Raw genomic sequence first — 11,554 nt, 5'->3', positions numbered from 1 at the left:
CGATTTACCCACTGACAGGGAGATGACATCCGTGGCCAATCCTCTTGAGAAGCTGCTGCGTGCTGGCGAGGGGCGGGTCATCCGCCGCCTGAATCAGGTCGTCAAGGCAGTGGGAGCGCTGGAAGAGGACATCTCCAAGCTCACCGACGACGAGCTGCGCAACGAGACCACCGAGCTGCGTGCCCGCTTCGAGAAGGGCGAGACGCTCGATCAGCTCATGCCCGAGGCGTTCGCGGCCGTGCGCGAGGCGGCCAAGCGCACGCTGGGTATGCGCGCGTACGACGTGCAGATCATGGGCGGCGCTGCCCTGCACCTCGGCAACATCGCCGAGATGAAGACCGGTGAGGGCAAGACCCTCGTCGCCACGCTGCCCGCCTATCTGAACGCGATCGCCGGCAAGGGCGTGCACGTCATCACGGTCAACGACTTCCTCGCGAGCTACCAGGCGGAACTGATGGGTCGCGTGTTCCGCGCACTCGGCATGACCACGGGCATCATCGTCTCTGGCCAGACTCCCGCAGTCCGTCGCGAGCAGTACGCCGCCGACATCACCTACGGCACGAACAACGAGTTCGGCTTCGACTACCTGCGCGACAACATGGCGTGGCGCAAGGAGGACCTCGTCCAGCGTGAGCACTTCTTCGCGATCGTCGACGAGGTCGACTCGATCCTCATCGACGAGGCGCGCACCCCGCTCATCATCTCCGGCCCTTCTTCGGGCGAGGCCAACCGCTGGTTCGCCGAGTTCGCGAAGATCGCCCGCACCCTCGAGGTCGGTGAGGACTACGAGGTCGACGAGAAGAAGCGCACGGTCGGCGTGCTCGAGCCCGGTATCGAGAAGGTCGAGGACTACCTCGGCATCGACAACCTCTACGAGTCCGCGAACACCCCGCTCATCTCGTTCCTCAACAACTCGATCAAGGCGCTCGCTCTTTTCAAGAAGGACACCGACTACGTCGTGATGAACGACGAGGTCATGATCGTCGACGAGCACACCGGTCGCATCCTGGTCGGACGCCGCTACAACGAGGGCATCCACCAGGCCATCGAGGCGAAGGAGGGCGTACCGGTCAAGGCCGAGAATCAGACCCTCGCCACCGTCACGCTGCAGAACTACTTCCGCCTCTACGACAAGCTCGCCGGCATGACCGGTACCGCCGAGACCGAGGCGGCAGAGTTCATGTCGACGTACAAGCTCGGTGTCATCCCCATCCCGACCAACAAGCCGATGATCCGCAAGGATCAGGCCGACCTCGTCTACAAGAACGAGACGGCGAAGTTCGCACAGGTCGTGGAGGACATCGCCGAACGTCACGCGGGTGGTCAGCCGGTGCTGGTCGGAACCGTGAGCGTCGAGAAGAGCGAGTACCTGTCTCGTCTGCTCGCGAAGAAGGGCGTCAAGCACGAGGTCCTCAACGCGAAGAACCATGCCCGAGAGGCCGAGATCGTCGCCCGCGCCGGCCGCCTTGGCGCCGTCACCGTCGCCACGAACATGGCCGGCCGCGGCACCGACATCATGCTCGGTGGGAACGCCGAGTTCCTCGCCGTGCAGGAGCTCAAGGGCAAGGGGCTCGACCCCGTCGAGACGCCTGAGGAGTACGAGGTCGCCTGGGACGAGACCTACGAGGCCATGAAGGCCGTCGTCGCCGAAGAGGCCGAGAAGGTCATCGAGGCCGGCGGGCTCTATGTGCTCGGAACGGAGCGACACGAGTCTCGTCGCATCGACAACCAGCTCCGCGGACGCTCCGGCCGACAGGGAGACCCCGGTGAGAGCCGCTTCTACCTGAGCCTCACCGATGACCTGATGCGCCTGTTCCAGTCGGGCGCAGCCGAGGCGATCCTGTCCCGCACGAACTTCCCGGATGACGTGCCGATCGAATCGGGACTCGTGTCGCGCGCCATCCGCAGCGCGCAATCGCAGGTCGAGGCGCGCAACGCCGAGATGCGCAAGAACGTGCTCAAGTACGACGACGTCCTGAACCGCCAGCGCGAGGCGATCTACGCCGACCGCCGGCAGATCCTGCAGGGCGACGACATCGCCGACCGGGTGCAGCACTTCATCGAAGACGCGATCAGCAGCGTGGTCCGCGACCACACCGGCGAGGGCCACAACGAGAGCTGGGACTTCGACGCCCTCTGGACCGAGCTCAAGACCCTCTACCCGGTCGGCGTCACGATCGACGAGGTCGTCTCCGAGGCTGCGGGCCGCAAGGGCGGCATCACCGCCGACGGACTCACTCGCGAGCTCCTCTCCGACGCCAAGATCGCCTACGAGACCCGCGAGGCGTCCCTCGGCGAGGCGGCGACGCGTGAGCTGGAGCGACGCGTGGTGCTGCAGGTCCTCGACCGCCGCTGGCGCGACCACCTCTACGAGATGGACTACCTGAAGGACGGCATCGGCCTGCGGGCGATGGCGCAGCGCGACCCGCTGATCGAGTATCAGCGTGAAGGCTACGCGATGTTCCAGTCGATGATGGGCCAGATCAAGGAGGAGTCGGTCGGCTACCTCTACAACCTGGAGGTCGAGGTGCGTCGCGCCGGAGACTCGGAGACCGCCGAGGTCGAAGCGAAGGGGCTCTCCACGGGCGGCGGCGAGCAGCGTCTCGAATATTCCGCAGCGAACGATGCGGGCGAGGTCGAGGTGCGGAACGATCGCGGACAGGTGCAGCAGGCGGCGACCGATCGGGTGCGTCAGGCTGCGGCGCGTGCTCAGGCACCGCAGCCGGAGGCCGAGGAGGCTCCGCGCGGAGCATTCGGCCAGCGTACGGAGGCGGAGCCGCCGGCCGCAGGCAACCGCGAACAGCGACGCGCTCAGGGCAAGAAGAAGAAGTAGTGCTCGACGGAAGGAGGGCCAGTCCGAGAGGATTGGCCCTCCTTCCGTCGCTGTAGGCTTGGTCGATGACCCCAACGCGCAACTTCGACCAGTCGTCGAAGCTCAAGAACGTCCTGTACGAGATCCGCGGAAACGCCCTCGTCGAGGCGGCGCGGCTGGAGGCCGAGGGTCACAAGATCCTCAAGCTGAACACCGGCAACCCGGCGATCTTCGGATTCGATGCACCCCACCAGATCGTGCACGACATGCTCGCCGCACTGCCGACGGCGCACGGCTACAGCGAGAGCAAGGGCATCATCTCCGCTCGCAGGGCCGTCGTCAGTCGGTATGAGCAGATCGAGGGTTTCCCCCGTTTCGACCCCGACGACGTGTACCTCGGCAACGGGGTCTCCGAGCTGATCACCATGACCATGCAGGCTCTGCTCGACGAAGGGGACGAGGTGCTGATCCCGGCACCCGATTACCCGTTGTGGACGGCGATGACGAGTCTCGCCGGCGGGACCCCCGTGCACTACCTCTGCGATGAGGACGACGAGTGGCAGCCCGACCTGGAAGACATCCGGTCGAAGATCACGCCGAAGACCAAGGCGCTCGTGATCATCAACCCGAACAACCCGACAGGTGTGGTGTATTCGCGGCAGATCTTGGAGGGACTGGTGCAGATCGCCAGGGAGCATCAGCTGCTGCTGCTCTCGGACGAGATCTACGACCGCATTCTGTTCGACGACGCGGTGCACATCCCGACCGCGACTCTCGCGCCCGACCTGCTGTGCCTGACCTTCAACGGGCTGTCGAAGACCTACCGGGTCGCCGGCTATCGCTCGGGGTGGATGGTCATCACGGGTCCGCAGGATCACGCCAAGGGCTTCATCGAGGGGATCACACTGCTGGCCTCGACGCGCCTCTGCCCGAACGTGCCGGCGCAGCACGCCGTGCAGGCCGCGCTCTCGGGGGTGCAGTCGATCGATGCGCTCATCGCGCCGACGGGACGTCTGCACGAGCAGCGCGACATCGCCTGGGAAGGGCTCGAGTCCATCCCGGGCGTCTCCTGTGTCAAGCCGCAAGGGGCTCTGTACGCGTTTCCGCGTCTGGATCCGAACGTGCACGAGATCAGGGACGACGCCAAGCTCGTCTACGACCTTCTCGTGTCGGAGCACATCCTCCTGGTTCAGGGCACCGGCTTCAACTGGGCGACGCCGGATCACCTCCGCCTCGTCACGCTCCCCGAGCCCCGAGTGCTGAGCGAAGCCGTCGAGCGACTCGGGAACTTCCTCGCGAGCTATCGGCAGTGACCGCCTCGGCACCCCGAAGCGAGAGTGTCGCAGCCAGCCGTCGCACGCCGGCCACGAAACTCGATCGGGGGGTGACATCGGTCACCGGTCGCGCGTGCAGCAGTGCCGCGTCAGCCGCCCGTCGATCGAACGGCAGGAAGGTCACATCGGTGATCCCCGCGAAACGCTCGAGAGTGCGTCTCACCTGTCCGCGCGCGTCGATGCCGAGGGGTCCGGGTCGGACCTGATTGACGACGACGGCGACCGGAGCAGGCGCCGTGAGGCGTCGCACCTCCGCATGATCGCGGAGGAAGCGGCTGATGCCCAGGGGATCGGCGGCCGCAATCGCCACGATCAGGTCCGCTTCCTGGAGCGCTGCGGATGTGGCGTCGTGACGTCGGGGCCCGATGAGGTCGTACGTCACCTCCTCGTCGGCATCGAACGCACTGGAGACGTCGACGACGGTCTCCTCGCTCCACTGCCGGCAGGCGCTCAACGTCGCGCGTACGCGGGCTGAGGTCAGCTCGGGCCAGCGGTTGGGCCGGCTGATTCCAGGGAGCACCTGGACGCCGTCGCCCCCGCTGCCGATCCGCATCGACAGGCGGGTGAGCTCGGCGCCGTCGAGCACACCCCGCTCGGCGCGACGACAGGCTGCGGCGATGCCGGGAGCGTCATCGCCGAGGCCGAGGAGCAGGGCGAGCGACGGGGCCACCGTGTCGGCGTCGACCAGTGCCGTGCTGCGACCGGTGCGGGCGAGTTCGACGGCGAGTTCGATCGCGACGGTGGAGCGACCGGAAGAGCCCTGGGGTCCCCACACGGCGATCACGCGGTGTGGGTGCGGAGAGCGCAGCACCGGGGTTGCGGGCGCATCCTCCCGCAAGGCGGCGGCGATCTCCCAGCCTGTGGCCTCGGACGAGAGCGCCGCCGACAGCCCGAGTCGACCGAGGAGGCGGCTGTCCGTCCCGCCGAGGACCAGGATGCGCACTCCCGCGCGGTCGCACCTCGAGACGAGTTCTGCTGTCAGAAGGGGACGTGCGGGGGAGACGATGAGTGCCTCCGCATCGGAGGGGAGTTCGGGAAGGGGAGCGGTAAGTGCGAGCGTCGCCACCACGGTGATGCCTTCGAGCTCCAGCTCTTCCGCCAATCGGTTCGCGCGTGGCGCAGGGATCGCCAGAACGACCCGCGTCACGAGCCGCCGCCCACCGGAAGCACGGAGAGGGCCGATCCGCCGTTGACGGCGGCGAGCACGTCGGCGGCGTCAGCCCGTTGGATGACGAGTTCGAGCGAGGTGCCGGTGTCGGCCAGCACGCCTTCCGGCTCACGCACCTCGCGCACGATGACGCCCGCGACCAGGACGCGCGGGGCATCGTGGGATCGTCCGTCGTCGATCGGTGGGGCACTCCAGACGTCGACGACGGTTCCGGCCCGCACCTCGTCGGGGAGACCGGTGCTGGACTCGATGACGATCGTGGTGGTGCGACTGCTCTTCGCATCCGTCAGTGCTGCGTGCGGCACCATCTCTCCCTTCGTGAGCGTGCGCGATGCGATCTGACCCGGCTGCAGGTCATCGGGGCCCGCATAGTCGTCGGTCGATGGCCCGAGATCCACGTCTACCACCTGGAAGTCATCGGAGCTCAGGGCGTCTCCCTGCACGATCGTGTGGCCGGCACGGAGTACCGGCTCCGTGTCGTCGGCTCCGGTGACGATGAGCCATACCGCGGCGATGGAGACGGCCACCAGGGCGATGCCGACGAGGAACCGCACGTCGCCCCAGAACGCGCGTCGTGGACCAGAGTGGGAGACCATGGCCATATCGTCACAGATATCGCGATGGGTCGGCCTCGGTTATCCACAGCTGGGCTTCGGCCGCGCTCCCGGAATGCTGGTCGTGGAGAATGGGGACATGGCAGCTCCTTCCTCGCATGCACCGCGATTCCTGGCTCCTGCGCAGGTCGCCGAGCTGTTGAGCATCGAGGTCGGCGAGGTGATCGGGCTCCTGCACGAGGGCAGGCTTCGCGGGGCACAGCTGGGCTCGCCACCGCGGTGGCGAGTCGAGGAGTCGAGCCTCGCCGGGTATCTGGCCGAAGAGTCGGAGACCTCTCGCCGGATGGCCCTGTGGCGGCAGTCCGCCGCGGCCAGCTTCCCGGAGGTCTGGGGCACGTCATCCGCTCACGGGATCTGATTCCCTGAGGTCCGTATCGCGACCACCGAGGCGAACGGGATGATCCGGAACCCGTGCACCGCATCCGCGCGGCGCGCCTGTCCCGGGTCGTGGACGGCCAGATCGAGGTGATCCGCCGCCGCGCGGTCGATGGTGCCGTGCGCATCGTTCCCGGTGCGAGTGCTGATGTGGACGGAGACACGGCGCCTGGCGAGGTCACGGAGGACGAATCCGAGCGTCATCCGCTCTCGGAGCGAGTGCTCTGCAGGGACGAGGGCGTCGAGGCTCGAGAGGAGAGCACCGTGATCCACCGTGATCCCCGCGATCGCCTCGAGCGGGAGGAGGAGAGCGGATGCCGTCGTGCGTCCGCCCTCGACAGCCGCGCTTCGTGACGCGACGGCGATCCACTCCGCGCCCAGCGTCTGCATCGTCACAGCAAGACGCTGTCCGTCCACGAGATCGACCGTGGCGTCGGTTCCGGCGCGACAGAGGGCCCTCAGGCGCGCACGAAGGTCGAGCCGCGCGATGCGGAGCCTCTCGGACTCGGCGTCGAGCACCGCACGCTCCGCCTCCCAGTCCGATTCCAGCTGACCTTCGAGGTCTTCGAACAGGCGGTCCCAGTGCACTCGCCCGAGCGTAGGGGAGCGGGGGATCCGATGTACGAGTTATCCACATACTTGCGCCGCCGACGCACGGGGCGGGGCGATGCGGTGCTGTACTGACGGCCTCGCAGACCGCCCCGACCGAAGGTTCGACATGACGCCTCATGAGTACTTCGCGCCCCAGCCGACGTCGACACGTGACCTTCCGGATCCCGCACCGTTGCTCCGCAGCCTCACGCAGGGGGTCCTCGAAGCGCTCGCAGGCGTGCGAGAGGTCGATCAGCTCGCCCGCTGGTTCAGCGAAGACGCCTACCGCAGCCTGGTCACGAGGGCGAACCTCTCGGCCAGGGCCCGGAGCGCGCGAGGTGTCGCGCCCGCGCGCCCGACGTTCCAGATCGTGTCCCTCCGAGTGGCCGAGCCTCGTGATGGAGTGATCGAGGCCGTCGTGGTGGTGGCGGGGCCGGGGCGGACGCGTGCGGTCGCCGTCCGGCTGGACGGCTTCGATCGACGCTGGCGCGCGACGTCGCTGGCGATTCTCTGACACGGGTCACCGTAGGCTGGTGAGGTGTCAACCCTCAGCGATCTCGCCCATGCCCAGGGAATCCTCACCGACAACGACGTCGAGTGGCTCCACCGACTCGCCGGCGACGGGCAACTCCTCGCCGACCTCGCCTCGGCCGACATCGTCATCTGGATCCAGACCGACGACGGTTCGTTCATCGCGGTCGCCCACGCGCGGCCCAGCGGTGCCGCGACGCTCTTCTATCGCGACATCGTCGGCGAGCGGGTGAGGCCGCAGTGGCGCACCCAGGTGCAGGGCGCCTTCGACACGGCGGAGATCGTCGACTCATCCTCGCCCGACTGGTTCGAGGAGACGCCGACGAGGGTGCGGGCCGTGCCGATCGTGATCGAGCGGCGCGCGGCCGACGCTGCGGCCACCGTGATCGGAGTGGTCACCAGGCACACGAACCTGGGGGAGTTGCGGACTCCCTCTCGTCAGCAGATCACGTTCGACGAATGCGCGAACGATCTGTTCCGGATGATCGCGGACGGGAGCTTCCCCGATCTCGCCGCGCCGACGTCACCGCGACGGGGGGCGCCGCGCGCCTCCGACGGTCTCATCCGCATCGACGTCGACGGCATCAGCACCTTCGCGAGCCCCAACGCCCTGTCGGCGTTCAACCGGATGGGCTTCGACGACGAGCTCGAGGGCGAGTCTCTGGCGGAGGTCACCACCCGCCTCGTCCCGCCGTCGCGGCAGGTCGACGAGTCCCTGCCCGTCGTCGTCACCGGTCGCGCGCCCTGGCGCACGGACATCGAGGCACGCGGTGTCACGGTGTCGCTGCGAGCGATCCCGCTGAAGGATCATGGGACCCGCATCGGCGCGATCGTGCTGTGCCGCGACGTGTCGGAGCTGCGCCATCAGGAGCAGGAACTCATCACCAAGGACGCGACGATCCGCGAGATCCATCACCGGGTGAAGAACAACCTCCAGACCGTGGCCTCGCTCCTTCGGATCCAGGCGCGTCGCACCCACTCCGACGAGGCGCGGGACGCGCTGACTCAGGCCATGAGGCGCGTCGACGCGATCGCCGTCGTGCATGACACCCTGGCCCAGGGACTCACACAGAAGGTCGACTTCGACGAGGTCTTCCACCGGGTGCTCAAGCTCGTCGCCGAGGTGGCATCCGCGCCCAACACGCGGGCCCGCACACAGTCGACCGGTCGGTTCGGGGTGCTTCCGAGCGAGTACGCGACACCGCTCGCCCTCGCGCTGACCGAGGTGGTGACGAATGCGGTGGAGCACGGCCTCGCCGGTCAGGAGGGTGTCGTCACGATCGATGCCAAACGTACCGAGGAGAACCTCCGCGTGACCGTGCGGGACACCGGACACGGACTGCCGGAGGGACGGATCGGGCAGGGGCTGGGAACGCAGATCATCCGCACGCTCATCCAGGGTGAACTCGGCGGCACGATCGAGTGGCACGGCAGCGACGGTGAGGGCACCGAGGTCGTGATCGACATCCCGCTGCGCTGGCTCGAGCGCTGAGGCGCGGCTCCCGGCATGCGAAAGCGGCCTGAGACGTGCTCTCAGGCCGCTTGACGAGAGGTCAGGAGGCGCGGCGGGCGCGAGCGGCGCGGCGCTTCAGGGCGCGGCGCTCGTCTTCGGAGAGGCCACCCCACACGCCGGAGTCCTGGCTGGTCTCCAGGGCGTACTGCAGGCAGATCTCGGTGACCGTGCAGGTGGCGCAGACGGTCTTCGCCTTCTCGATCTGATCGACGGCCGGGCCGGTGTTCCCCACGGGGAAGAAAAGCTCGGGGTCGACAGTCAGGCAGGCGGCCTTATCGCGCCAGTCCATGGGGGCTCCTCGGTGTGGATATCGTGAGATTTCGCGATGCGACTTCTCGGATTCGGGTAGCTGTTCGGGTTCGGCTACCCTGTTGAGATGCGGACGGAATGCCCGCGAATTGTGATGCGAGCGTGAACGCTCGCCCCACGCCGCTGTGGGAGCACATGACTTTGTCTATTCTGTTACATGAATACCCTGAAATCAAGGGTTTTCTTCTCTTTCGATCCCTGGGAGTCCCCCGTGCGCGCACCTGGAATCGCCCTCGCGGCCGCGGCGGTGCTCGCTCTCGAAGCGGTGGCGCTCCTCGTCTTCGCGATCATCGAGCTCGCCGGTCTCGGGGCCGGTGACGCCGCGTCGCTGCCGACCGCGCTGGCGCTCATCGTGCTCACGCTGATCGCCGCCGCCGCCCTCGCCGCGTTCGCCGTCGGAACACGCAGAGGCAAGTCGTGGGCGCGCTCCGGAGGCGTGGTGTTCCAGGTGCTCGCGGTGGCGCTCGCCCTGGCGTCGCTCACCGTGCAGCCCGTCTCCTGGACGTTCACGCTCGGAGTCGGACTCCCCGGCCTCCTCGGGTTCGCACTGCTGATCTCGAGTGCACGCCGCGAAGGGCCGCAGCGCACGGCGGAGTGACGTCAGCCCGCACCAGGAGCACCTGTCGGGAGTTCGCGCGGATGCAGGGGGAGAAAGCGGTCTCCGCCCCGACATCCATGACTTCTCCCGACGGATGAACGCGTGCGGGAAGGTCGTTGCCGTCCGCGGAGGGGCGGTGCCGTGCGGAGGGGCGTCAGGCGTCGATGCCGAGCTGCTTGCGCAGCCGCGCCACGTGTCCGGTCGCCTTGACGTTGTAGAGGGCGACGTCGACGGTTCCCTGCTCGTCGAGGACGAATGTCGAGCGGATGACGCCCTCGACGACCTTGCCGTAGTTCATCTTCTCGCCCCACGCGCCGTACGCGGAGTGGACCGAGTGATCGGGGTCGCTGAGGAGGGGGAACGTGAGAGCGTCGCGCTCACGGAACTTCGCCAGCGTCGCGGGCTCGTCGCGCGAGATCCCGATGACGCGATAGCCGGCGCCCTGGAGCGATGAGATGCTGTCGCGGAAGTCGCAGGCCTCGGTCGTGCATCCGGGGGTCATGGCGGCGGGGTAGAAGTAGAGCACGGTCTTCTGCCCGCGCAGATCCGCGAGACGGACCGTCGAGCCGTCCTGGTCGAGGAGGGAGAAGTCGGGGGCGGCGGTTCCGGGTTCCAGGCGCTGAGTCACCCCCTCAGCCTATCGGCCGGGAGCCTGCTCGGCCTTGTCGGCGAACGTCTGCAGCAGACGCTGGAGCGAGTCGAGGCGGGCGCGTCCGGTCTCGCCGAGGTCGCCCCGCTCCGCTGCTTCGATGAGGGCGCAGTCGGGAGCGTCGGCCAGATGCGTGCACCCGCGCGGGCAGTCTTGCGTGATCAGGGCGAGCTCGGTGAACGCGGCGAGGATGTTGTCGGGGTTCACGTGGCCGAGGCCGAACGACCGCACTCCCGGAGTGTCGATCACCCAACCGGTGCCGTGCGTCCCCTCGTAGCGCAACGACACCGTGGACGACGAGGTGTGGCGGCCGCGTCCGGTGACCTGGTTCACGTGCCCCGTCGCGCGGCCGGCCGTCGGGACGAGCGCGTTGACGAGAGTGGACTTGCCCACGCCAGAGTGTCCGACGAAGACGGTCGAGTGACCCACCAGGGCTTCACCGATCTCGTCGATCGGCATCTCGTCCTGCGCACTCGTGAACACCCGCAGATCGAGGCCGTCGAAGTGGGCGAGGAACTCCGCGGGGTCGGCGATGTCGGTCTTCGTGACGACCAGGAGCGGACGGATGCCGGCATCGAGCGCCGCGACCAGGTAGCGGTCGACCAGGCGCGCGCGAGGCTCCGGGTCGGCAGCGGCGACGACCACGAGCATCTGGTCGGCGTTCGCGACGATCACCCGCTCGACCTGATCGGTGTCGTCGGCGCTGCGCCGCAGGAGGGAAGTGCGATCCACGATGCCGACGATGCGGCCGAGCGTGCCCTCGTCTCCCGAGGTGTCGCCGACCACGCGCGCCTGATCGCCGGTCACGATCGGTGTCCGCCGCAGTTCGCGGGCCCTCGTCGTCGTGATCATGCGCTCGTCGGGTGTGTCCTCGCCGAGGAGCACGGAGTAGCGGCCGCGATCCACGCCGAGCACCCGTCCGATCTCGGCATCGTCGTGCGCAGGGCGGCGCTTGGTCCGGGGGCGGTTGGCCTTCGGGTTCGGTCTGGTCCGGATACTGCTCTCGTCGTAGTCCTCGAAGTCGTCGTCGAGGTCGTCGGTGTCGTCGAGCCAGCTCACC

The 11,554-nt window shown here is 68.0% G+C and carries 12 protein-coding genes; 6 read left to right on the top strand and 6 right to left on the bottom strand.

All coding sequences use genetic code 11. The annotated features are described in order from the left end of the window. The first annotated feature begins 31 nt into the window (after window positions 1–31). Together secA and AB0E56_RS13660 are read left to right on the top strand one after the other, a co-directional pair. Window positions 32–2,833, top strand: a complete 2,802-nt coding sequence (gene secA, locus AB0E56_RS13665; protein ID WP_359799731.1) for a preprotein translocase subunit SecA — start codon at window positions 32–34, stop codon at window positions 2,831–2,833. A gap of 65 nt (window positions 2,834–2,898) precedes the next feature. Further along, window positions 2,899–4,125, top strand: a complete 1,227-nt coding sequence (locus AB0E56_RS13660) for a pyridoxal phosphate-dependent aminotransferase (RefSeq protein ID WP_359799729.1) — start codon at window positions 2,899–2,901, stop codon at window positions 4,123–4,125. On the opposite strand, the gene AB0E56_RS13655 is transcribed toward AB0E56_RS13660, so the two are convergent. Together AB0E56_RS13655 and AB0E56_RS13650 are read right to left on the bottom strand one after the other, a co-directional pair. Continuing rightward, the gene (locus tag AB0E56_RS13655; protein ID WP_359799727.1) at window positions 4,049–5,293 is read right to left on the bottom strand and encodes a P-loop NTPase; all 1,245 of its coding nucleotides are present in this window, start codon (window positions 5,291–5,293) and stop codon (window positions 4,049–4,051) included. The genes AB0E56_RS13660 and AB0E56_RS13655 overlap by 77 nt on opposite strands. Continuing rightward, window positions 5,290–5,910: an SAF domain-containing protein gene (locus tag AB0E56_RS13650; RefSeq protein WP_359799725.1), complete on the bottom strand. Its 621-nt coding sequence runs from the start codon at window positions 5,908–5,910 to the stop codon at window positions 5,290–5,292. The genes AB0E56_RS13655 and AB0E56_RS13650 overlap by 4 nt, the downstream gene beginning before the upstream one ends. A gap of 97 nt (window positions 5,911–6,007) precedes the next feature. Here AB0E56_RS13650 and AB0E56_RS13645 point away from each other — a divergent pair, with 97 nt between their 5' ends. Further along, window positions 6,008–6,286 (top strand): helix-turn-helix domain-containing protein, encoded by a 279-nt coding sequence (locus tag AB0E56_RS13645; RefSeq protein WP_359799723.1) that lies wholly within the window; start codon window positions 6,008–6,010, stop codon window positions 6,284–6,286. Here the strand turns inward: AB0E56_RS13645 and AB0E56_RS13640 are convergent. Further along, complete coding sequence (locus AB0E56_RS13640; protein ID WP_359799720.1) at window positions 6,274–6,891, bottom strand: hypothetical protein; 618 nt, start codon at window positions 6,889–6,891, stop codon at window positions 6,274–6,276. The two genes, AB0E56_RS13645 and AB0E56_RS13640, sit on opposite strands and share 13 nt — an antisense overlap. Before the next feature lie 130 nt (window positions 6,892–7,021). Between AB0E56_RS13640 and AB0E56_RS13635 the strand changes: the two genes are divergently transcribed. Both AB0E56_RS13635 and AB0E56_RS13630 read left to right on the top strand, forming a co-directional pair. Beyond that, the gene (locus tag AB0E56_RS13635) at window positions 7,022–7,408 is read left to right on the top strand and encodes an Rv3235 family protein (protein WP_359799719.1); all 387 of its coding nucleotides are present in this window, start codon (window positions 7,022–7,024) and stop codon (window positions 7,406–7,408) included. A 24-nt stretch (window positions 7,409–7,432) separates the two neighbouring features. After that, on the top strand, window positions 7,433–8,917 hold the full coding sequence (locus tag AB0E56_RS13630; RefSeq protein WP_359799717.1) for a histidine kinase N-terminal domain-containing protein: 1,485 nt from the start codon (window positions 7,433–7,435) through the stop codon (window positions 8,915–8,917). 61 nt (window positions 8,918–8,978) lie between these two features. On the opposite strand, the gene AB0E56_RS13625 is transcribed toward AB0E56_RS13630, so the two are convergent. After that, window positions 8,979–9,227 (bottom strand): WhiB family transcriptional regulator, encoded by a 249-nt coding sequence (locus tag AB0E56_RS13625; RefSeq protein ID WP_017203224.1) that lies wholly within the window; start codon window positions 9,225–9,227, stop codon window positions 8,979–8,981. A gap of 231 nt (window positions 9,228–9,458) precedes the next feature. On the opposite strand from AB0E56_RS13625, the gene AB0E56_RS13620 reads away from it, so the two are divergent. Further along, the gene (locus AB0E56_RS13620) at window positions 9,459–9,845 is read left to right on the top strand and encodes a hypothetical protein (protein ID WP_359799714.1); all 387 of its coding nucleotides are present in this window, start codon (window positions 9,459–9,461) and stop codon (window positions 9,843–9,845) included. Window positions 9,846–9,999: 154 nt separating this feature from the next. On the opposite strand, the gene bcp is transcribed toward AB0E56_RS13620, so the two are convergent. Both bcp and rsgA read right to left on the bottom strand, forming a co-directional pair. Further along, complete coding sequence (gene bcp / locus AB0E56_RS13615) at window positions 10,000–10,473, bottom strand: thioredoxin-dependent thiol peroxidase (protein ID WP_359799712.1); 474 nt, start codon at window positions 10,471–10,473, stop codon at window positions 10,000–10,002. A 9-nt stretch (window positions 10,474–10,482) separates the two neighbouring features. Continuing rightward, window positions 10,483–11,553: a ribosome small subunit-dependent GTPase A gene (gene rsgA / locus AB0E56_RS13610; protein WP_359799710.1), complete on the bottom strand. Its 1,071-nt coding sequence runs from the start codon at window positions 11,551–11,553 to the stop codon at window positions 10,483–10,485. Between the last annotated feature and the right edge of the window lies 1 nt (window position 11,554).

The organism is Microbacterium sp. NPDC028030 (genome assembly GCF_040637855.1).
In the GTDB taxonomy this organism is placed as follows: Bacteria; Actinomycetota; Actinomycetes; order Actinomycetales; family Microbacteriaceae; genus Microbacterium.
The sequence above is the reverse complement of the archived record's forward strand: the minus strand, read 5'-3'. Positions and strand labels throughout refer to the sequence as shown.